The sequence below is a fragment of the Staphylococcus sp. FSL W8-0056 genome (genome assembly GCF_037963075.1).
In the GTDB taxonomy this organism is placed as follows: Bacteria; Bacillota; Bacilli; order Staphylococcales; family Staphylococcaceae; genus Staphylococcus; species Staphylococcus aureus.
Window position 1 is genome coordinate 240,075 of the sequence record NZ_CP150142.1, and the last position, 23,198, is coordinate 263,272.

22 protein-coding genes and 1 other annotated feature are annotated in these 23,198 nt (G+C 34.2%); all 22 genes read left to right on the plus strand.

The annotated features are described in order from the left end of the window. The first annotated feature begins 433 nt into the window (after nt 1-433). The 22 genes from radA (at nt 434) to rpsG (ending at nt 23,176) form a co-directional block, all read left to right on the plus strand. On the plus strand, nt 434-1,798 hold the full coding sequence (gene radA / locus NSS86_RS01270; RefSeq protein WP_001085219.1) for a DNA repair protein RadA: 1,365 nt from the start codon (nt 434-436) through the stop codon (nt 1,796-1,798). 24 nt (nt 1,799-1,822) lie between these two features. Continuing rightward, the gene (locus NSS86_RS01275) at nt 1,823-2,896 is read left to right on the plus strand and encodes a PIN/TRAM domain-containing protein (protein WP_001028376.1); all 1,074 of its coding nucleotides are present in this window, start codon (nt 1,823-1,825) and stop codon (nt 2,894-2,896) included. 556 nt (nt 2,897-3,452) lie between these two features. Next, nucleotides 3,453-4,907 (plus strand): glutamate--tRNA ligase, encoded by a 1,455-nt coding sequence (gltX, locus tag NSS86_RS01280; protein WP_001283792.1) that lies wholly within the window; start codon nt 3,453-3,455, stop codon nt 4,905-4,907. Nucleotides 4,908-5,329: 422 nt separating this feature from the next. Next, a complete protein-coding gene (gene cysE, locus NSS86_RS01285) occupies nt 5,330-5,977 on the plus strand; it encodes a serine O-acetyltransferase (protein ID WP_001805237.1) in 648 nt (215 codons plus the stop codon). Then, nucleotides 5,961-7,361 (plus strand): cysteine--tRNA ligase, encoded by a 1,401-nt coding sequence (gene cysS, locus NSS86_RS01290; protein ID WP_000631969.1) that lies wholly within the window; start codon nt 5,961-5,963, stop codon nt 7,359-7,361. Before cysE ends, cysS begins: the two co-directional genes overlap by 17 nt. Next, the gene (locus tag NSS86_RS01295; RefSeq protein WP_000370182.1) at nt 7,354-7,758 is read left to right on the plus strand and encodes a Mini-ribonuclease 3; all 405 of its coding nucleotides are present in this window, start codon (nt 7,354-7,356) and stop codon (nt 7,756-7,758) included. Before cysS ends, NSS86_RS01295 begins: the two co-directional genes overlap by 8 nt. Before the next feature lie 7 nt (nt 7,759-7,765). Further along, nucleotides 7,766-8,512: a 23S rRNA (guanosine(2251)-2'-O)-methyltransferase RlmB gene (rlmB, locus tag NSS86_RS01300; RefSeq protein WP_000390332.1), complete on the plus strand. Its 747-nt coding sequence runs from the start codon at nt 7,766-7,768 to the stop codon at nt 8,510-8,512. Next, nucleotides 8,512-9,036, plus strand: coding sequence for an NYN domain-containing protein (locus tag NSS86_RS01305; RefSeq protein WP_000664737.1), 525 nt, complete (start codon nt 8,512-8,514; stop codon nt 9,034-9,036). The genes rlmB and NSS86_RS01305 overlap by 1 nt, the downstream gene beginning before the upstream one ends. A gap of 80 nt (nt 9,037-9,116) precedes the next feature. Then, entirely contained in the window at nt 9,117-9,686 is a 570-nt protein-coding gene (locus NSS86_RS01310; RefSeq protein WP_000872882.1) for an RNA polymerase sigma factor, read from the plus strand. A gap of 114 nt (nt 9,687-9,800) precedes the next feature. Continuing rightward, nucleotides 9,801-9,944 (plus strand): 50S ribosomal protein L33, encoded by a 144-nt coding sequence (gene rpmG / locus NSS86_RS01315; RefSeq protein ID WP_001788193.1) that lies wholly within the window; start codon nt 9,801-9,803, stop codon nt 9,942-9,944. A gap of 55 nt (nt 9,945-9,999) precedes the next feature. Beyond that, nucleotides 10,000-10,182, plus strand: a complete 183-nt coding sequence (secE, locus tag NSS86_RS01320) for a preprotein translocase subunit SecE (protein WP_001074473.1) — start codon at nt 10,000-10,002, stop codon at nt 10,180-10,182. Nucleotides 10,183-10,194: 12 nt separating this feature from the next. Continuing rightward, nucleotides 10,195-10,743 carry a transcription termination/antitermination protein NusG gene (gene nusG, locus NSS86_RS01325; RefSeq protein WP_001288302.1) on the plus strand — a complete coding sequence of 183 codons (549 nt, stop codon included), beginning with the start codon at nt 10,195-10,197 and terminating at the stop codon, nt 10,741-10,743. 180 nt (nt 10,744-10,923) lie between these two features. Beyond that, nucleotides 10,924-11,346, plus strand: a complete 423-nt coding sequence (gene rplK, locus NSS86_RS01330; RefSeq protein ID WP_001085792.1) for a 50S ribosomal protein L11 — start codon at nt 10,924-10,926, stop codon at nt 11,344-11,346. A gap of 207 nt (nt 11,347-11,553) precedes the next feature. After that, on the plus strand, nt 11,554-12,246 hold the full coding sequence (gene rplA, locus NSS86_RS01335; protein WP_001074619.1) for a 50S ribosomal protein L1: 693 nt from the start codon (nt 11,554-11,556) through the stop codon (nt 12,244-12,246). Between the two features lie 87 nt (nt 12,247-12,333). After that, nucleotides 12,334-12,480 (plus strand) — a sequence feature (ribosomal protein L10 leader region). A gap of 37 nt (nt 12,481-12,517) precedes the next feature. After that, on the plus strand, nt 12,518-13,018 hold the full coding sequence (gene rplJ / locus NSS86_RS01340) for a 50S ribosomal protein L10 (protein WP_001273085.1): 501 nt from the start codon (nt 12,518-12,520) through the stop codon (nt 13,016-13,018). 42 nt (nt 13,019-13,060) lie between these two features. Beyond that, a complete protein-coding gene (gene rplL / locus NSS86_RS01345; RefSeq protein WP_001273586.1) occupies nt 13,061-13,429 on the plus strand; it encodes a 50S ribosomal protein L7/L12 in 369 nt (122 codons plus the stop codon). A 174-nt stretch (nt 13,430-13,603) separates the two neighbouring features. Next, on the plus strand, nt 13,604-14,212 hold the full coding sequence (locus NSS86_RS01350; RefSeq protein ID WP_000020304.1) for a class I SAM-dependent methyltransferase: 609 nt from the start codon (nt 13,604-13,606) through the stop codon (nt 14,210-14,212). A 214-nt stretch (nt 14,213-14,426) separates the two neighbouring features. Beyond that, the gene (gene rpoB / locus NSS86_RS01355; protein ID WP_339302315.1) at nt 14,427-17,978 is read left to right on the plus strand and encodes a DNA-directed RNA polymerase subunit beta; all 3,552 of its coding nucleotides are present in this window, start codon (nt 14,427-14,429) and stop codon (nt 17,976-17,978) included. Nucleotides 17,979-18,141: 163 nt separating this feature from the next. After that, nucleotides 18,142-21,738, plus strand: coding sequence for a DNA-directed RNA polymerase subunit beta' (gene rpoC, locus NSS86_RS01360; protein ID WP_001788197.1), 3,597 nt, complete (start codon nt 18,142-18,144; stop codon nt 21,736-21,738). A 136-nt stretch (nt 21,739-21,874) separates the two neighbouring features. Then, a complete protein-coding gene (locus tag NSS86_RS01365; protein WP_000031892.1) occupies nt 21,875-22,129 on the plus strand; it encodes a ribosomal L7Ae/L30e/S12e/Gadd45 family protein in 255 nt (84 codons plus the stop codon). A gap of 97 nt (nt 22,130-22,226) precedes the next feature. After that, nucleotides 22,227-22,640 carry a 30S ribosomal protein S12 gene (rpsL, locus tag NSS86_RS01370; RefSeq protein ID WP_001142337.1) on the plus strand — a complete coding sequence of 138 codons (414 nt, stop codon included), beginning with the start codon at nt 22,227-22,229 and terminating at the stop codon, nt 22,638-22,640. A 65-nt stretch (nt 22,641-22,705) separates the two neighbouring features. Next, nucleotides 22,706-23,176, plus strand: a complete 471-nt coding sequence (gene rpsG, locus NSS86_RS01375) for a 30S ribosomal protein S7 (protein WP_001137495.1) — start codon at nt 22,706-22,708, stop codon at nt 23,174-23,176. Nucleotides 23,177-23,198: the final 22 nt, after the last annotated feature.

Below are 23,198 nucleotides of genomic sequence, written 5' to 3' on the forward strand. Positions count from 1 at the left end.
ATTGAACTATAGAAATTCGTGAAAGTATCCATCAACGAAACAATCTAATAAAACAATCATCAAAGGATAGTTAAGAATTATATGTAACAAGTTAATGAGCCTACAGCGATAGCATAAAGGTATGAATTTTTATAAAGGTTTTTTGTTTGAAGATACTAGCAACTTACGTCAAAATAAAATAGGTCTATATAATATTGTGATAAATCTAGAGAAAAGAGTTTACTAAGAAATTATTAAGATTTTATCTTTGAAAGATACCGACTATCAACATGATGTAAGTTTATTTTATAATATTCATAAAAAATAAATCTGGTAAAACAGTTTGCGTTAGTAGTCATGTTAAAATACAAACAAATGTAACTCACATTTAATTTGTCATAATGGGAATGTGCGTTTAAAATAGATTTGTTCAAAGGAAAGTGGAGGTGCAATTTTGGCCAAGAAAAAAGTGATTTTTGAATGTATGGCTTGTGGTTATCAATCTCCTAAATGGATGGGGAAATGTCCTAATTGTGGCGCTTGGAATCAAATGGAGGAAATTGTTGAAAAAGCAGCCAATCCTAAACATGGAGTTAAAACCAAGGAATTAGCAGGTAAAGTACAAAAATTAAATAGTATTAAACATGAAACAACGCCGAGAGTGTTAACAGATTCAGCAGAATTCAACCGTGTATTAGGTGGAGGTATTGTGAGCGGATCGTTAGTACTTATTGGTGGGGATCCAGGTATTGGTAAGTCAACGTTACTTTTACAAATTTGTGCATCGTTATCTCAAAAGAAAAAAGTACTATATATTACTGGAGAAGAATCGCTTAGTCAGACTAAATTACGTGCAGAGCGATTAGATGAAGATTCAAGTGAATTGCAAGTATTAGCTGAAACAGATCTTGAAGTTATTTATCAAACAGTAAAAGAAGAACAACCTGATTTATTAGTAGTGGATTCGATTCAAACAATATATCATCCTGAAATCAGCTCTGCGCCAGGTTCTGTTTCACAAGTTCGTGAAAGTACACAAAGTTTAATGAATATTGCTAAACAAATGAACATTGCAACTTTTATAGTGGGTCATGTAACGAAAGAAGGTCAAATTGCTGGCCCAAGATTGCTAGAACACATGGTTGATACTGTGCTTTATTTTGAAGGCGATGAACACCACGCATATCGAATTTTGCGAGCTGTTAAAAACCGTTTTGGTTCAACGAATGAAATGGGAATCTTCGAAATGAAGCAAAGTGGATTAAAAGGTGTAAATAATCCATCTGAAATGTTTTTAGAAGAACGTTCAACAAATGTTCCAGGTTCAACAATTGTTGCAACCATGGAGGGAACCAGACCACTTTTAATAGAAGTTCAAGCGCTGGTAACTCCAACGACTTTTAACAATCCGAGACGAATGGCAACAGGGATTGATCATAATCGATTAAGTTTGTTGATGGCTGTTTTGGAAAAGAAAGAAAATTATCTATTACAACAACAAGATGCTTATATCAAAGTAGCTGGCGGTGTAAAGTTAACGGAGCCAGCAGTTGATTTAAGTGTAATTGTAGCAACTGCATCTAGCTTTAAAGATAAAGCTGTCGACGGATTAGATTGCTATATTGGAGAAGTTGGTTTAACGGGTGAGGTACGTCGTGTATCTCGGATAGAACAACGCGTGCAAGAGGCTGCAAAACTAGGTTTCAAACGTGTAATTATTCCTAAAAATAATATAGGCGGATGGACATATCCTGAAGGTATACAAGTAATAGGTGTAACTACTGTACATGAAGCATTGTCATTTGCTCTTCATTCATAAAACATCAAGAAAGGAGGACATTGTGTGAATATCGTTAAACTAATGGTTATTATTATTTACTTAATTATTGGGAGCGCATTAGGAATAATTATTATTCCTGAAATTGCAAATGATCTTGGATTACAAAACTCCAGCTTTTTAAAAAATCACTATGTAGATGGCATTATCGGTAGTATTTTTATGTTCTTAATTTTTGGTGTATTTATTAGACGAGTTACTAACGCTATAAAAGGTTTAGAACATTTTATTATGCGTAGAAGTGCTGTTGAAATACTATTCGCAACAATAGGTTTAATAATCGGATTACTTATTTCTGTTATGGTGTCGTTTATATTAGAATCAATTGGTAACTCTATTTTTAATCATTTCATTCCTGTCATAATTACGATATTACTATGTTATTTCGGTTTCCAATTTGGCCTTAAAAAACGAGATGAAATGTTAATGTTTTTACCTGAGAATATAGCGCGTTCCATGTCACAACATACTAAAAGTGCTACGCCAAAAATTATCGACACAAGCGCAATTATTGATGGTCGTATTTTAGAAGTCATTCGTTGCGGTTTTATCGATGGCAATATTTTAATTCCGCAAGGTGTTATTAATGAATTACAAATTGTTGCAGATTCAAATGACAGTGTTAAACGTGAAAAGGGTAAAAGAGGCTTAGATATTTTAAATGAATTGTATGATTTAGATTATCCTACAAAGGTTATACATCCAACTAAAACACATAGTGATATTGATACAATGCTATTAAAGCTAGCTAAACAATATCATGCAAGTATTATTACGACAGATTTCAACCTAAATAAAGTTTGTCATGTACATGGTATCAAAGCATTAAATGTTAATGATTTATCAGAAGCAATCAAACCTAATGTACATCAAGGTGATCAACTGCATATTTTACTGACAAAAATGGGTAAAGAGCCTGGTCAGGCAGTAGGATATCTAGATGATGGTACGATGGTAGTTGTTGATAATGCTAAAAATCTTATTGGCAGTCATGTCAATTTAGAAGTAGTCAGCTTATTGCAAACATCTTCAGGAAGAATTGTTTTTGCTAAAAAAATCGAAGATACAGTATCATTATAAAAACTGTAGTTGACGAAAACAAAATAGATATTAAAAGGTATATGAAATGGCGAAGTTTGTAATTTGAAGTATAACTATAAATAAATGCAAAACATATCAGTTATCAAAAAATACAAATAGTGCTAATATATCATTGAAACAAGTTCATTAAGTGTTAAATTTTAGATATTAATAAAGTTATTCTTATAGCAATCAAGACATACAAAATTAGAATCAATTTTAACGTATTTGAATAGTTAATTTGAAGTTTAATTTTACAGTACATAATATTCATTTTTAAGTCGTTGAAATGCTTATGTAGTGCAGTCTTGATTCTTAGGGATAGCTTTTTTAAAGTGTTGAAAAAACAACTGCTTTCTATTTAAAATTTAAGCATATTACCCAGTGAATTATGTTATGATTAAACAATGAAATTATTTTAAGGTCATGTTAAAAAGCATTGTTTCGTTTTAACAATAAGACGAGTTAGACATTTGTTATGACGGTCGAAGATAGCAAATGAATAATTTATATGAACTAACTTGAAAATCTGATATTTAATTTAGGAGTGAAAAAAATGAGCGATCGTATAAGAGTAAGATATGCACCAAGTCCAACTGGTTATCTTCATATTGGTAATGCAAGAACAGCATTATTCAATTACTTGTATGCTAAACATTACAACGGAGATTTTGTGATTCGAATTGAAGATACTGATAAAAAACGTAATTTAGAAGATGGAGAAACATCACAATTTGATAATCTTAAATGGTTAGGATTAGATTGGGATGAGTCTGTAGATAAAGACAATGGCTACGGACCATATCGTCAATCTGAACGTCAACATATCTACCAACCATTAATAGATCAGTTACTAGCAGAAGATAAAGCATATAAATGCTATATGACAGAAGAAGAATTAGAAGCTGAACGTGAAGCGCAAATCGCTCGTGGTGAAATGCCTCGCTATGGTGGTCAACATGCGCATTTGACTGAAGAACAACGTCAACAATTTGAAGCAGAAGGACGCCAACCATCAATTCGTTTCCGAGTACCTCAAAACCAAACGTATTCATTTGATGATATGGTAAAAGGAAATATTTCATTTGATTCAAATGGTATTGGTGACTGGGTTATCGTAAAAAAAGATGGCATTCCAACGTACAATTTTGCAGTAGCTATAGATGATCATTACATGCAAATTTCAGATGTAATTCGTGGTGATGATCATATTTCAAACACGCCTAAACAAATTATGATTTATGAAGCATTTGGCTGGGAGCCACCTCGTTTTGGTCATATGTCATTAATTGTTAATGAAGAACGTAAAAAGTTAAGTAAACGTGATGGGCAAATTTTACAATTTATTGAGCAATATCGTGACTTAGGTTATTTACCTGAAGCGTTATTTAATTTTATTGCGTTATTAGGTTGGTCTCCTGAAGGTGAAGAAGAAATCTTTTCTAAAGAAGAATTTATCAAAATCTTTGATGAAAAGCGTTTGTCAAAATCACCAGCATTTTTCGATAAGCAAAAATTAGCATGGGTTAATAACCAATATATGAAACAAAAAGATACTGAAACAGTATTCCAATTAGCATTACCTCATTTAATTAAAGCAAATTTGATTCCTGAGGTGCCGTCAGAAGAGGATTTATCTTGGGGACGCAAATTAATTGCGCTTTATCAAAAAGAAATGAGTTATGCCGGTGAAATTGTACCTTTATCAGAAATGTTCTTTAAAGAAATGCCAGCTCTTGGTGAAGAAGAACAACAAGTGATTAATGGAGAGCAAGTACCAGAGTTAATGACGCACTTATTCAGTAAATTAGAAGCACTTGAACCATTTGAAGCGGCTGAAATTAAAAAGACAATTAAAGAAGTTCAAAAAGAAACAGGAATAAAAGGCAAGCAATTATTTATGCCTATTCGTGTTGCTGTAACAGGCCAAATGCATGGTCCTGAATTACCAAATACAATTGAAGTACTTGGTAAAGAAAAAGTGCTAAACCGTTTAAAACAATATAAGTAATGAAATAGACAAGATCAAGGTAGTATATACTTGAATTTTATAACGTAACCACATATGATAAAGTTGTATTAACAAATTACAACAATATGAATAAAGTATTTTATATAAAACGAAGGATTAGTAATTAAATTTATACGATGCAGAGAGTGTACGGTTGCTGTGAGTACAACGTAGAAATTAATGAATGCACCTTCGTAAAATGAATTAAATATATAATGAGAGTGATGAGCATTAAGTTGACTTAGTTTCCTTGATAATTTGGAAGCGCCCGCAATATTATTAATGTTATTCGCTAAATTCAGAGTGGAACCGTGCGGAAGCGCCTCTAACAATACAATTTGTATGTTAGTGGTGCTTTTTTGATATTTAATTTCGCAGGTACTTCAATTATGTATTTACGTAGTTCAATCATTGAGGAGGAAATGATCTTGTTAAAAAGAATGAGAGACGATATAAAAATGGTATTTGAGCAGGATCCAGCGGCACGTTCAACATTAGAAGTCATTACAACGTATGCAGGTTTACATGCAGTTTGGAGTCATTTGATTGCACATAAGTTATACAACCAAAAAAAATATGTTGCAGCACGCGCGATATCTCAAATTTCAAGATTTTTCACAGGTATAGAAATCCATCCAGGTGCTAAAATTGGAAAGCGTCTATTTATAGATCATGGTATGGGCGTTGTAATAGGAGAAACATGTACAATTGGTGATAATGTGACAATCTATCAAGGCGTGACACTTGGTGGGACAGGGAAAGAAAGAGGGAAAAGACACCCAGATATAGGAGACAATGTTTTAATAGCAGCCGGTGCGAAAGTTTTAGGAAATATTAAAATAAATTCAAATGTAAATATTGGTGCAAATTCAGTTGTTTTACAATCAGTTCCAAGTTATTCAACGGTTGTTGGTATACCAGGACATATTGTTAAGCAAGATGGTGTTCGAGTTGGAAAAACATTTGATCATCGCCATCTACCTGATCCAATTTATGAACAAATTAAGCATTTAGAACGACAACTTGAAAAGACTAGGAATGGAGAGATTCAAGATGATTACATTATATAATACGCTTACACGTCAAAAAGAAGTGTTCAAGCCTATAGAACCAGGGAAAGTAAAAATGTATGTATGTGGTCCTACTGTATATAACTACATTCATATTGGTAACGCAAGACCAGCAATTAATTATGACGTAGTGAGACGTTACTTTGAATACCAAGGATATAATGTAGAATATGTATCAAATTTTACAGACGTAGATGATAAATTAATTAAACGTTCTCAAGAATTAAATCAGTCTGTTCCCGAAATTGCAGAAAAATATATCGCTGCTTTTCATGAAGATGTTGGTGCGTTAAATGTTAGAAAAGCGACTTCAAATCCAAGGGTAATGGACCATATGGATGACATTATTCAATTTATTAAAGATTTGGTGGATCAAGGTTATGCATATGAAAGTGGTGGCGATGTTTACTTTAGAACACGTAAATTTGAAGGTTATGGTAAATTAAGTCATCAATCCATAGATGACTTAAAAGTGGGTGCTCGTATAGATGCAGGAGAGCATAAAGAAGATGCACTTGATTTTACATTGTGGAAAAAAGCGAAGCCTGGCGAGATTAGTTGGAATAGCCCATTTGGTGAAGGTAGACCAGGATGGCATATAGAATGTTCTGTAATGGCATTTCATGAGCTAGGACCTACAATTGATATACATGCGGGTGGTTCAGATTTACAATTTCCACATCATGAAAATGAAATAGCACAATCAGAAGCACATAATCATGCGCCATTTGCTAATTATTGGATGCATAATGGTTTCATTAATATTGATAATGAAAAAATGAGTAAATCACTAGGCAACTTTATTTTAGTTCACGATATTATTAAAGAAGTTGATCCAGATGTACTAAGATTCTTTATGATTAGCGTACATTATAGAAGCCCAATTAACTATAATCTAGAATTGGTAGAATCAGCACGTAGTGGACTAGAGCGTATTCGCAATAGTTATCAATTAATTGAAGAGCGCGCACAAATTGCTACTAATATTGAAAATCAACAGACATATATTGATCAAATTGATGCGATTTTAAATCGTTTTGAAACAGTTATGAATGATGATTTTAATACAGCTAATGCAATTACAGCTTGGTATGATTTAGCAAAACTTGCGAATAAATATGTACTAGAGAACACAACATCAACAGAAGTAATTGATAAATTTAAAGCAGTTTATCAAATTTTCAGCGATGTTTTAGGTGTACCGTTAAAATCTAAAAATGCAGATGAATTATTGGATGAAGATGTTGAAAAATTAATCGAAGAGCGTAATGAAGCAAGGAAAAACAAAGATTTTGCACGAGCAGATGAGATTCGAGACATGCTGAAATCACAAAACATTATATTAGAAGACACACCTCAAGGGGTTAGATTTAAACGTGGATAATCAACAAGATAATCACATTAAATTATTGAATCCATTGACCTTAGCATATATGGGAGACGCAGTCTTAGATCAATATGTACGTACCTATATCGTTTTAAAGCTTAAAAGTAAGCCTAATAAACTACATCAAATGTCTAAAAAATATGTATCTGCCAAAAGTCAGGCGCAAACGTTAGAATATTTAATGGAGCAAGAATGGTTTACAGACGAAGAAATGGATATTTTGAAGCGAGGGCGTAACGCGAAAAGTCATACTAAAGCTAAAAACACTGATGTTCAAACATATCGTAAAAGTTCAGCGATAGAAGCAGTGATAGGTTTTCTTTATTTAGAAAAAAGAGAAGAACGATTAGAGGCATTATTAAATAAAATAATAACAATAGTAAACGAAAGGTAGTGACGATGTGGAAGATACGGTTATTGTTGGTAGGCATGCTGTTAGAGAAGCGATTATTACTGGGCATCCGATAAATAAGATATTGATTCAAGAAGGTATTAAAAAGCAACAAATTAATGAAATTTTAAAAAATGCAAAAGATCAAAAAATTATTGTTCAAACTGTACCAAAATCTAAATTAGATTTTTTAGCAAATGCACCACATCAGGGTGTTGCAGCGCTTATTGCACCATATGAATATGCTGACTTCGATCAATTTTTAAAACAGCAAAAAGAAAAAGAAGGTTTATCGACAGTACTTATATTAGACGGCTTAGAAGACCCGCATAACTTGGGATCAATTTTAAGAACAGCCGATGCAACGGGAGTTGATGGTGTTATTATTCCTAAACGTCGTTCAGTTACACTAACGCAAACAGTTGCAAAAGCCTCAACAGGTGCAATTGAACATGTACCAGTTATTCGAGTGACAAATTTAGCTAAAACTATCGATGAACTAAAAGATAATGGCTTTTGGGTAGCTGGCACTGAAGCTAATAATGCAACAGATTATAGAAATCTAGAAGCGGACATGTCATTGGCTATTGTAATTGGTAGCGAAGGACAGGGTATGAGTCGCCTAGTAAGTGATAAATGCGATTTTTATATTAAGATTCCAATGGTTGGACATGTAAACAGTTTGAATGCTTCGGTTGCAGCAAGTTTAATGATGTACGAAGTATTTCGAAAAAGACATGATGTTGGAGAAATATAATGAAAGAACGTTACTTAATCATTGATGGATACAATATGATAGGACAATCACCAACGCTAAGCGCCATTGCAAAAGAGAATTTAGAAGAAGCTAGAATGCAATTAATAGATGCAATTGCAAATTATAATGCAGTTATTTCAGATGAAATTATTTGTGTTTTCGATGCTTATGACCAATCGGGTGTTGAAAGAGAATACATGTATCATGGCGTTAAAACGATTTTTACCAAGGAAAAAGAAACAGCTGATAGTTTCATAGAACGTTATGTTTATGAACTTTATGACAAGCATACTAAGCATATTGCAGTTGTAACAAGTGATATGAGTGAGCAACATGCTATCTTTGGATCAGGTGCATATAGAATATCATCTCGCGAAATGTGGAGAGATTTAAAAGAAAATGAAATTGATGTGAGTAAATCATTAGATGATATAAGTGAAAACAAGCCAAGAACTCGAATTCCGTTATCTTCTGAAATCCTTGCAGAATTTGAAAAAATACGAAGAGGACATCATAAGAAATGACATTTCCGTCATCTTGAAATTTTGAATGTAACAATATTAAACTAACCTTAAATTTTAGATAGAAGGGGTTAGTTTAATACTTGAAATATGATTTGACAACTCAAGACAGTACAATCAAACGTAACAATTCAATAAATGATAAAGACTTCGAAAAGTTAGTAATGGATCTACAACCATTAATTATTCGACGCATCAAAACATTTGGATTTAATCATTATGATTTAGAAGACTTATATCAAGAAATACTTATACGGATGTATAGGTCGGTCCAAACATTTGATTTTAGTGGAGAGCAGCCTTTCACAAATTATGTTCAATGTTTAATTACGTCTGTAAAGTATGATTATTTGAGAAAATATTTAGCTACAAATAAAAGAATGGATAATTTGATTAATGAATATAGAGTTACGTATCCATGTGCAATAAAGCGTTTTGATGTTGAAAACAATTATTTGAATAAATTAGCAATTAAAGAGTTGATTTGTCAGTTTAAGTATTTGAGTGCATTTGAAAAAGATGTCATGTATTTAATGTGTGAACAATATAAGCCGAGAGAAATTGCTCAATTGATGCATGTAAAAGAGAAAGTGATTTATAATGCCATACAACGATGTAAAAATAAAATAAAACGTTATTTCAAAATGATTTGAAAAGCGCCTTAGGACGTGAATTGAATTATAACGTGTTACTTACTGATGGTTTGACATTTGTTATAAATTTTATGTATAGTATACTGGTATTATAATGAATAAAGGTGAATTATTGTGAGAAAAATACCTTTAAATTGTGAAGCTTGTGGCAATAGAAATTATAATGTTCCTAAGCAAGAAGGCTCGGCAACAAGATTAACCTTAAAGAAATATTGTCCAAAATGTAACGCGCACACAATTCATAAAGAATCGAAATAAATACATTCGAAATAATACTTTGATAATATGTTCAAAGGATTTGGAGGTTGAGCAGATGGCTAAAAAAGAAAGTTTCTTTAAAGGCGTTAAGTCTGAAATGGAAAAAACAAGTTGGCCGACGAAAGAAGAGCTATTTAAATATACTGTAATTGTAGTTTCTACTGTTATATTCTTCTTAGTCTTTTTCTATGCCTTAGATTTAGGAATTACAGCATTGAAAAATTTATTATTTGGTTAGAGGAGTGAAGACATGTCTGAAGAAGTTGGCGCAAAGCGTTGGTATGCAGTGCATACATATTCTGGATATGAAAATAAAGTTAAAAAGAATTTAGAAAAAAGAGTAGAATCTATGAATATGACTGAACAAATCTTTAGAGTAGTCATACCGGAAGAAGAAGAAACTCAAGTAAAAGATGGCAAAGCTAAAACGACTGTTAAAAAAACATTCCCTGGATATGTTTTAGTGGAATTAATCATGACAGATGAATCATGGTATGTGGTAAGAAATACACCAGGCGTTACTGGTTTTGTAGGTTCTGCAGGTGCAGGGTCTAAGCCAAATCCATTGTTACCAGAAGAAGTTCGCTTCATCTTAAAACAAATGGGTCTTAAAGAAAAGACTATCGATGTTGAACTCGAAGTTGGCGAGCAAGTTCGTATTAAATCAGGTCCATTTGCGAATCAAGTTGGTGAAGTTCAAGAAATTGAAACAGATAAGTTTAAGCTAACAGTATTAGTAGATATGTTTGGCCGAGAAACACCAGTAGAAGTTGAATTCGATCAAATAGAAAAGCTTTAATTAACAATTAAAGTTATTAAACTAACCAAAAGATAAAAAAGAGTATTGATTTTTTAATTAGAAAAGTGTTAAAATTATGTGGTCGCGCTTTTAGAGCGCCCATTTCGTCACGAAATGTTAAGAGTGGGAGGGCAAAACTGAGCCCTGTGACCACATCACGATATCAAGGAGGTGCACATCGTGGCTAAAAAAGTAGATAAAGTTGTTAAATTACAAATTCCTGCAGGTAAAGCGAATCCAGCACCACCAGTTGGTCCAGCATTAGGTCAAGCAGGTGTGAACATCATGGGATTCTGTAAAGAGTTCAATGCACGTACTCAAGATCAAGCAGGTTTAATTATTCCGGTAGAAATCAGTGTTTATGAAGATCGTTCATTTACATTTATTACAAAAACTCCACCGGCTCCAGTATTACTTAAAAAAGCAGCTGGTATTGAAAAAGGTTCAGGCGAACCAAACAAAACTAAAGTTGCTACAGTAACTAAAGATCAAGTACGCGAAATTGCTAACAGCAAAATGCAAGACTTAAACGCTGCTGACGAAGAAGCAGCTATGCGTATTATCGAAGGTACTGCACGTAGTATGGGTATCGTTGTAGAATAATTTTACGAATATTAAATTTGATTACATGATTTAAACGATGAAGCAGATAACAGAGATAATAATGATGAATTATAAATATAATCTGAATGACTAGATTAATGATTGATTTATTCATAAGATTAATTCTTCTGTTGTCTGCTCTTAACTTGCATATAGCAAGTAATGTGGGAGGAAATTCCGCTAAAACCACTAAAGGAGGAACTATAAATGGCTAAAAAAGGTAAAAAGTATCAAGAAGCAGCTAGTAAAGTTGACCGTACTCAGCACTACAGTGTTGAAGAAGCAATTAAATTAGCTAAAGAAACAAGCATTGCTAACTTTGACGCTTCTGTTGAAGTTGCATTCCGTTTAGGAATTGATACACGTAAAAATGACCAACAAATCCGTGGTGCAGTTGTATTACCAAACGGAACTGGTAAATCACAAAGTGTATTAGTATTCGCTAAAGGTGACAAAATTGCTGAAGCTGAAGCAGCAGGTGCTGACTATGTAGGTGAAGCAGAATACGTTCAAAAAATCCAACAAGGTTGGTTCGACTTCGATGTAGTAGTTGCTACACCAGACATGATGGGTGAAGTTGGTAAATTAGGTCGTGTATTAGGACCAAAAGGTTTAATGCCAAACCCTAAAACTGGAACTGTAACAATGGATGTTAAAAAAGCTGTTGAAGAAATCAAAGCTGGTAAAGTAGAATATCGTGCTGAAAAAGCTGGTATCGTACATGCATCAATTGGTAAAGTTTCATTTACTGATGAACAATTAATTGAAAACTTCAATACTTTACAAGATGTATTAGCTAAAGCTAAACCATCATCTGCTAAAGGTACATACTTCAAATCTGTTGCTGTAACTACAACAATGGGTCCTGGAGTTAAAATTGATACTGCAAGTTTCAAATAATAAATGATATAAACAATTACAGGCTGAAAGAAATATCTTTCAGTCTGTAAAAATATATTGACAATAAGTAATTTCCAAGTTATATTACTTATTGTGATTATTTTACCTAAGACAGTAGGAGTTATTTATAACTTAAAATTTATCCTGCCGAGGCTAAAATTGACTTGAACGTGATGATCTATGATCTTTCAAGCACTTTTTGCCGTGGGTAGAAAGTGCTTTTTTTATTAATTTTAAAAAAAGCACCAAAAATTTAAATGGAGGTGTCTGAATGTCTGCTATCATTGAAGCTAAAAAACAACTAGTTGATGAAATTGCTGAGGTACTATCAAATTCAGTTTCAACAGTAATCGTTGACTATCGTGGATTAACAGTAGCTGAAGTTACTGACTTACGTTCACAATTACGTGAAGCTGGTGTTGAGTATAAAGTATACAAAAACACTATGGTACGTCGTGCAGCTGAAAAAGCTGGTATCGAAGGCTTAGATGAATTCTTAACAGGTCCTACTGCTATTGCAACTTCAAGTGAAGATGCTGTAGCTGCAGCGAAAGTAATTTCTGGATTTGCTAAAGATCATGAAGCATTAGAAATTAAATCAGGCGTTATGGAAGGCAATGTTATTACAGCAGAAGAAGTTAAAACTGTTGGTTCATTACCTTCACACGATGGTCTTGTATCTATGCTTTTATCAGTATTACAAGCTCCTGTACGCAACTTCGCTTATGCGGTTAAAGCTATTGGAGAACAAAAAGAAGAAAACGCTGAATAATTTTTAGCGTAAAAAAATTAAAAATAATGGAGGAATTATAAAATGGCTAATCATGAACAAATCATTGAAGCGATTAAAGAAATGTCAGTATTAGAATTAAACGACTTAGTAAAAGCAATTGAAGAAGAATTTGGTGTAACTGCAGCTGCTCCAGTAGCAGTAGCAGGTGCAGCTGGTGGCGCTGACGCTGCAGCAGAAAAAACTGAATTTGACGTTGAGTTAACTTCAGCTGGTTCATCTAAAATCAAAGTTGTTAAAGCTGTTAAAGAAGCAACTGGTTTAGGATTAAAAGATGCTAAAGAATTAGTAGACGGAGCTCCTAAAGTAATCAAAGAAGCTTTACCTAAAGAAGAAGCTGAAAAACTTAAAGAACAATTAGAAGAAGTTGGAGCTACTGTAGAATTAAAATAATTCAAGTATCTTAAACTTAATAATCATTATATTATAGCAAGTATTGCTATAATATAATGATTCTTTGAGAAGTTAAAACCCCGTTATTTTGATAACGGGGTTTTATTCATTTAAAGACTGAGTGAAATGTTATAATTATAATGACGAGTTACAAAGTGAAGATGAGGTGGAATAATGAGTCATTATTACGATGAAGATCCAAGTGTAATTAGCAATGAACAACGTATTCAATATCAATTAAACCATCATAAAATTGATTTAATAACTGATAACGGAGTGTTTTCGAAAGATAAAGTAGATTATGGTTCAGATGTTCTTGTTCAAACTTTTTTAAAAGCGCATCCACCTGGTCCAAGTAAGCGAATTGCCGATGTTGGTTGTGGTTACGGACCAATTGGTTTGATGATTGCTAAAGTATCACCACATCATTCAATTACAATGCTAGATGTTAATCACAGAGCGCTAGCCTTAGTTGAAAAAAACAAAAAATTAAATGGTATTGATAATGTGATCGTAAAGGAAAGTGATGCTTTGTCTGCTGTGGAAGACAAAAGTTTTGATTTTATTTTAACCAATCCACCAATAAGAGCAGGGAAAGAAACCGTGCATCGTATATTCGAGCAAGCATTACATAGATTAGACTCGAACGGTGAACTATTCGTTGTAATTCAGAAGAAGCAAGGTATGCCATCTGCAAAGAAAAGAATGAATGAACTTTTTGGAAATGTAGAAGTGGTAAATAAAGATAAAGGATATTACATTCTGAGAAGTATAAAAGCTTGAAATGAAATGGATATTCTGTTATAGTTATATAATGTAAAAATTTATGTTCAATAAGTGTGTACTTTTACGTTAAATAGATAAGTTAATTAAGAATAAATATAGAATCGAAAATGGTGTCATCATTAGTGTTGCCGTTTTCTTTTTGTCTTTTTATTAATATGCTTATGGTATTTAGCTAAAAGCGGATCACATAATTTTTGAGGGGTGAATCTGTTTGGCAGGTCAAGTTGTCCAATATGGAAGACATCGTAAACGTAGAAACTACGCGAGAATTTCAGAAGTATTAGAATTACCAAACTTAATAGAAATTCAAACTAAATCTTACGAGTGGTTCCTAAGAGAAGGTTTAATCGAAATGTTTAGAGACATTTCTCCAATTGAAGATTTTACTGGTAATTTGTCATTAGAGTTTGTGGATTACCGTTTAGGAGAACCAAAATATGATTTAGAAGAATCTAAAAACCGTGACGCTACTTATGCTGCACCTCTTCGTGTAAAAGTGCGTCTAATCATTAAAGAAACAGGAGAAGTTAAAGAACAAGAAGTCTTTATGGGTGATTTCCCATTAATGACTGATACAGGTACGTTCGTTATCAATGGTGCAGAACGTGTAATCGTATCTCAATTAGTTCGTTCACCATCCGTTTATTTCAATGAAAAAATCGACAAAAATGGTCGTGAAAACTATGATGCAACAATTATTCCAAACCGTGGTGCATGGTTAGAATATGAAACAGATGCTAAAGATGTTGTATACGTACGTATTGATAGAACACGTAAACTACCATTAACAGTATTGTTACGTGCATTAGGTTTCTCAAGTGACCAAGAAATTGTTGACCTTTTAGGTGACAATGAATATTTACGTAATACTTTAGAGAAAGACGGCACTGAAAACACTGAACAAGCGTTATTAGAAATCTATGAACGTTTACGTCCAGGTGAACCACCAACTGTTGAAAATGCTAAAAGTCTATTGTATTCACGTTTCTTTGATCCAAAACGCTATGACTTAGCAAGCGTGGGTCGTTATAAAACAAACAAAAAATTACATTTAAAACATCGTTTATTTAATCAAAAATTAGCTGAGCCAATTGTAAATACTGAAACTGGTGAAATTGTAGTTGAAGAAGGTACAGTGCTTGATCGTCGTAAAATCGACGAAATCATGGATGTACTTGAATCAAATGCAAACAGCGAAGTGTTTGAATTGCATGGTAGCGTTATAGACGAGCCAGTAGAAATTCAATCAATTGAAGTATATGTTCCTAACGATGATGAAGGTCGTACGACAACTGTAATTGGTAATGCTTTCCCTGACTCAGAAGTTAAATGCATTACACCAGCAGATATCATTGCTTCAATGAGTTACTTCTTTAACTTATTAAGCGGTATTGGATATACAGATGATATTGACCATTTAGGTAACCGTCGTTTACGTTCTGTAGGTGAATTACTACAAAACCAATTCCGTATCGGTTTATCAAGAATGGAAAGAGTTGTACGTGAAAGAATGTCAATTCAAGATACTGAGTCTATCACACCTCAACAATTAATTAATATTCGACCTGTTATTGCATCTATTAAAGAATTCTTTGGTAGCTCTCAATTATCACAATTCATGGACCAAGCAAACCCATTAGCTGAGTTAACGCATAAACGTCGTCTATCAGCATTAGGACCTGGTGGTTTAACACGTGAACGTGCTCAAATGGAAGTACGTGACGTTCACTACTCTCACTATGGCCGTATGTGTCCAATTGAAACACCTGAGGGACCAAACATTGGATTGATTAACTCATTATCAAGTTATGCACGTGTAAATGAATTCGGCTTTATTGAAACACCATATCGTAAAGTTGATTTAGATACACATGCTATCACTGATCAAATTGACTATTTAACAGCTGACGAAGAAGATAGCTATGTTGTAGCACAAGCAAACTCTAAATTAGATGAAAATGGTCGTTTCATGGATGATGAAGTTGTATGTCGTTTCCGTGGTAACAATACAGTTATGGCTAAAGAAAAAATGGATTATATGGATGTATCGCCGAAGCAAGTTGTTTCAGCAGCGACAGCATGTATTCCATTCTTAGAAAACGATGACTCAAACCGTGCATTGATGGGTGCGAACATGCAACGTCAAGCAGTGCCTTTGATGAATCCAGAAGCACCATTTGTTGGAACAGGTATGGAACACGTTGCAGCACGTGATTCTGGTGCAGCTATTACAGCTAAGCACAGAGGTCGTGTTGAACATGTTGAATCTAATGAAATTCTTGTACGTCGTCTAGTTGAAGAGAACGGCGTTGAGCATGAAGGTGAATTAGATCGCTATCCATTAGCTAAATTTAAACGTTCAAACTCAGGTACATGTTACAACCAACGTCCAATCGTTGCAGTTGGAGATGTTGTTGAGTATAACGAGATTTTAGCAGATGGACCATCTATGGAATTAGGAGAAATGGCATTAGGTAGAAACGTAGTAGTTGGTTTCATGACTTGGGACGGTTACAACTATGAGGATGCCGTTATCATGAGTGAAAGACTTGTGAAAGATGACGTGTATACTTCTATTCATATTGAAGAGTATGAATCAGAAGCACGTGATACTAAGTTAGGACCTGAAGAAATCACAAGAGATATTCCTAATGTTTCTGAAAGTGCACTTAAGAACTTAGACGATCGTGGTATCGTTTATATTGGTGCAGAAGTAAAAGATGGAGATATTTTAGTTGGTAAAGTAACGCCTAAAGGTGTAACTGAGTTAACTGCCGAAGAAAGATTGTTACATGCAATCTTTGGTGAAAAAGCACGTGAAGTTAGAGATACTTCATTACGTGTACCTCACGGCGCTGGCGGTATCGTTCTTGATGTAAAAGTATTCAATCGTGAAGAAGGCGACGATACATTATCACCTGGTGTAAACCAATTAGTACGTGTATATATCGTTCAAAAACGTAAAATTCATGTTGGTGATAAGATGTGTGGTCGACATGGTAACAAAGGTGTCATTTCTAAGATTGTTCCTGAAGAAGATATGCCTTACTTACCAGATGGACGTCCGATCGATATCATGTTAAATCCTCTTGGTGTACCATCTCGTATGAACATCGGACAAGTATTAGAGCTACACTTAGGTATGGCTGCTAAAAATCTTGGTATTCACGTTGCATCACCAGTATTTGACGGTGCAAACGATGACGATGTATGGTCAACAATTGAAGAAGCTGGTATGGCTCGTGATGGTAAAACTGTACTTTATGATGGACGTACAGGTGAACCATTCGATAACCGTATTTCAGTAGGTGTAATGTACATGTTGAAACTTGCGCACATGGTTGATGATAAATTACATGCGCGTTCAACAGGACCATATTCACTTGTTACACAACAACCACTTGGCGGTAAAGCGCAATTCGGTGGACAACGTTTCGGTGAGATGGAGGTATGGGCACTTGAAGCATATGGTGCTGCATACACATTACAAGAAATCTTAACTTACAAATCCGATGATACAGTAGGACGTGTGAAAACATACGAGGCTATTGTTAAAGGTGAAAACATCTCTAGACCAAGTGTTCCAGAATCATTCCGAGTATTGATGAAAGAATTACAAAGTTTAGGTTTAGATGTAAAAGTTATGGATGAGCAAGATAATGAAATCGAAATGACAGACGTTGATGACGATGATGTTGTAGAACGCAAAGTAGATTTACAACAAAATGATGCTCCTGAAACACAAAAAGAAGTTACTGATTAATACGCAATTTACAAAACAGGCAAAAAGATACTAAGCTGAATTTTATTGATGATTCAGTTTAGTACTTTAAGCCATTTTAAATAAATGCAAATCAATCAAATAGCACAGCTAATCTAAATTGAAGGAGGTAGGCTCCTTGATTGATGTAAATAATTTCCATTATATGAAAATAGGATTGGCTTCACCTGAAAAAATCCGTTCTTGGTCTTTTGGTGAAGTTAAAAAACCTGAAACAATCAACTACCGTACATTAAAACCTGAAAAAGATGGTCTATTCTGTGAAAGAATTTTCGGACCTACAAAAGACTGGGAATGTAGTTGTGGTAAATACAAACGTGTTCGCTACAAAGGCATGGTCTGTGACAGATGTGGAGTTGAAGTAACTAAATCTAAAGTACGTCGTGAAAGAATGGGTCACATTGAACTTGCTGCTCCAGTTTCTCACATTTGGTATTTCAAAGGTATACCAAGTCGTATGGGATTATTACTTGACATGTCACCAAGAGCATTAGAAGAGGTTATTTACTTTGCTTCTTATGTTGTTGTAGATCCAGGTCCAACTGGTTTAGAAAAGAAAACTTTATTATCTGAAGCTGAATTCAGAGATTATTATGATAAATACCCAGGTCAATTCGTTGCAAAAATGGGTGCAGAAGGTATTAAAGATTTACTTGAAGAGATTGATCTTGACGAAGAACTTAAATTGTTACGCGATGAGTTGGAATCAGCTACTGGTCAAAGACTTACTCGTGCAATTAAACGTTTAGAAGTTGTTGAATCATTCCGTAATTCAGGTAACAAACCTTCATGGATGATTTTAGATGTACTTCCAATCATCCCACCAGAAATTCGTCCAATGGTTCAATTAGATGGTGGACGATTTGCAACAAGTGACTTAAACGACTTATACCGTCGTGTAATTAATCGAAATAATCGTTTGAAACGTTTATTAGATTTAGGTGCACCTGGTATCATCGTTCAAAACGAAAAACGTATGTTACAAGAAGCCGTTGACGCTTTAATTGATAATGGTCGTCGTGGTCGTCCAGTTACTGGCCCAGGTAACCGTCCATTAAAATCTTTATCTCATATGTTAAAAGGTAAACAAGGTCGTTTCCGTCAAAACTTACTTGGTAAACGTGTCGACTATTCAGGACGTTCAGTTATTGCAGTAGGTCCAAGCTTGAAAATGTACCAATGTGGTTTACCAAAAGAAATGGCACTTGAACTATTTAAACCATTCGTAATGAAAGAATTAGTTCAACGTGAAATTGCAACTAACATTAAAAATGCGAAGAGTAAAATCGAACGTATGGATGATGAAGTTTGGGACGTATTGGAAGAAGTAATTAGAGAACATCCTGTATTACTTAACCGTGCACCAACACTTCATAGACTTGGTATTCAAGCATTTGAACCAACTTTAGTTGAAGGTCGTGCGATTCGTCTACATCCACTTGTAACAACAGCTTATAATGCTGACTTTGACGGTGACCAAATGGCGGTTCACGTTCCTTTATCAAAAGAGGCACAAGCTGAAGCAAGAATGTTGATGTTAGCAGCACAAAACATCTTGAACCCTAAAGATGGTAAACCTGTAGTTACACCATCACAAGATATGGTACTTGGTAACTATTACCTTACTTTAGAAAGAAAAGATGCAGTAAATACAGGCGCAATCTTTAATAATACAAATGAAGTATTAAAAGCATATGCAAATGGCTTTGTACATTTACACACTAGAATTGGTGTACATGCAAGTTCGTTCAATAATCCAACATTTACTGAAGAACAAAACAAAAAGATTCTTGCTACGTCAGTAGGTAAAATTATATTCAATGAAATCATTCCAGATTCATTTGCTTATATTAATGAACCTACGCAAGAAAACTTAGAAAGAAAGACACCAAACAGATATTTCATCGATCCTACAACTTTAGGTGAAGGTGGATTAAAAGAATACTTTGAAAATGAAGAATTAATTGAACCTTTCAACAAAAAATTCTTAGGTAATATTATTGCAGAAGTATTCAACAGATTTAGCATCACTGATACATCAATGATGTTAGACCGTATGAAAGACTTAGGATTCAAATTCTCATCTAAAGCTGGTATTACAGTAGGTGTTGCTGATATCGTAGTATTACCTGATAAGCAACAAATACTTGATGAGCATGAAAAATTAGTCGACAGAATTACAAAACAATTCAACCGTGGTTTAATCACTGAAGAAGAAAGATATAATGCAGTTGTTGAAATTTGGACAGATGCAAAAGATCAAATTCAAGGTGAATTGATGCAATCACTTGATAAAACTAACCCAATCTTCATGATGAGTGATTCAGGTGCCCGTGGTAACGCATCTAACTTTACACAGTTAGCAGGTATGCGTGGATTGATGGCCGCACCATCTGGTAAGATTATCGAATTACCAATCACATCTTCATTCCGTGAAGGTTTAACAGTACTTGAATACTTCATCTCAACTCACGGTGCACGTAAAGGTCTTGCCGATACAGCACTTAAAACAGCTGACTCAGGATATCTTACTCGTCGTCTTGTTGACGTGGCACAAGATGTTATTGTTCGTGAAGAAGACTGTGGTACTGATAGAGGTTTATTAGTTTCTGATATTAAAGAAGGTACAGAAATGATTGAACCATTTATCGAACGTATTGAAGGTCGTTATTCTAAAGAAACAATTCGTCATCCTGAAACTGATGAAATAATCATTCGTCCTGATGAATTAATTACACCTGAAATTGCTAAGAAAATTACAGATGCTGGTATTGAACAAATGTATATTCGCTCAGCATTTACTTGTAACGCACGACATGGTGTTTGTGAAAAATGTTACGGTAAAAACCTTGCTACTGGTGAAAAAGTTGAAGTTGGTGAAGCAGTTGGTACAATTGCAGCCCAATCTATCGGTGAACCAGGTACACAGCTTACAATGCGTACATTCCATACAGGTGGGGTAGCAGGTAGCGATATCACACAAGGTCTTCCTCGTATTCAAGAGATTTTCGAAGCACGTAACCCTAAAGGTCAAGCGGTAATTACGGAAATCGAAGGTGTCGTAGAAGATATTAAATTAGCAAAAGATAGACAACAAGAAATTGTTGTTAAAGGTGCTAATGAAACAAGATCATACCTTGCTTCAGGTACTTCAAGAATTATTGTAGAAATCGGTCAACCAGTTCAACGTGGTGAAGTATTAACTGAAGGTTCTATTGAACCTAAGAATTACTTATCTGTTGCTGGATTAAACGCGACTGAAAGCTACTTATTAAAAGAAGTACAAAAAGTTTACCGTATGCAAGGTGTAGAAATCGACGATAAACACGTTGAGGTTATGGTTCGACAAATGTTACGTAAAGTTAGAATTATCGAAGCAGGTGATACGAAGTTATTACCAGGTTCATTAGTTGATATTCATAACTTTACAGATGCAAATAGAGAAGCATTTAAACACCGTAAGCGTCCTGCAACAGCTAAACCAGTATTACTTGGTATTACTAAAGCATCACTTGAAACAGAAAGTTTCTTATCTGCAGCATCATTCCAAGAAACAACAAGAGTTCTTACAGATGCAGCAATTAAAGGTAAGCGTGATGACTTATTAGGTCTTAAAGAAAACGTAATTATTGGTAAGTTAATTCCAGCTGGTACTGGTATGAGACGTTATAGCGACGTAAAATACGAAAAAACAGCTAAACCAGTTGCAGAAGTTGAATCTCAAACTGAAGTAACGGAATAACAAGTATATAACAGAGGCTAATGCTTTAGCCTCTTGTTATTTTTATGTAAATTATTTGATTTAATGTTGACGAATTCTCTTGTTCAATGTTAAAATATTAAAGGTTGATGCAAGCAGAACTTTGGAGGATAAATTATTGTCTAAGGAAAAAGTTGCACGCTTTAACAAACAACATTTTGTAGTTGGTCTTAAAGAAACGCTTAAAGCGTTAAAGAAAGATCAAGTTACATCTTTGATTATTGCTGAAGACGTTGAAGTATATTTAATGACTCGCGTGTTAAGCCAAATCAATCAGAAAAATATACCTGTATCTTTTTTCAAAAGCAAACATGCTTTGGGTAAACATGTAGGTATTAACGTCAATGCGACAATAGTAGCATTGATTAAATGAGAATTAGTAAGTGTTTTACTTACTAAATTTTATTTAACCTAAAAATGAACCACCTGGATGTGTGGGATTAAAAAGTGAAGAGAGGAGGACATATCACATGCCAACTATTAACCAATTAGTACGTAAACCAAGACAAAGCAAAATCAAAAAATCAGATTCTCCAGCTTTAAATAAAGGTTTCAACAGTAAAAAGAAAAAATTTACTGACTTAAACTCACCACAAAAACGTGGTGTATGTACTCGTGTAGGTACAATGACACCTAAAAAACCTAACTCAGCGTTACGTAAATATGCACGTGTGCGTTTATCAAACAACATCGAAATTAACGCATACATCCCTGGTATCGGACATAACTTACAAGAACACAGTGTTGTACTTGTACGTGGTGGACGTGTAAAAGACTTACCAGGTGTGCGTTACCATATTGTACGTGGAGCACTTGATACTTCAGGTGTTGACGGACGTAGACAAGGTCGTTCATTATACGGAACTAAGAAACCTAAAAACTAAGAATTTAGTTTTTAATTAAATCTTAAACTTAAAATATTTAATATAAGGAAGGGAGGATTTACATTATGCCTCGTAAAGGATCAGTACCTAAAAGAGACGTATTACCAGATCCAATTCATAACTCTAAGTTAGTAACTAAATTAATTAACAAAATTATGTTAGATGGTAAACGTGGAACAGCACAAAGAATTCTTTATTCAGCATTCGACCTAGTTGAACAACGCAGTGGTCGTGATGCATTAGAAGTATTCGAAGAAGCAATCAACAACATTATGCCAGTATTAGAAGTTAAAGCTCGTCGTGTAGGTGGTTCTAACTATCAAGTACCAGTAGAAGTTCGTCCAGAGCGTCGTACTACTTTAGGTTTACGTTGGTTAGTTAACTATGCACGTCTTCGTGGTGAAAAAACGATGGAAGATCGTTTAGCTAACGAAATTTTAGATGCAGCAAATAATACAGGTGGTGCCGTTAAGAAACGTGAGGACACTCACAAAATGGCTGAAGCAAACAAAGCATTTGCTCACTACCGTTGGTAAGATAAAAGCTTTTACCCTGAGT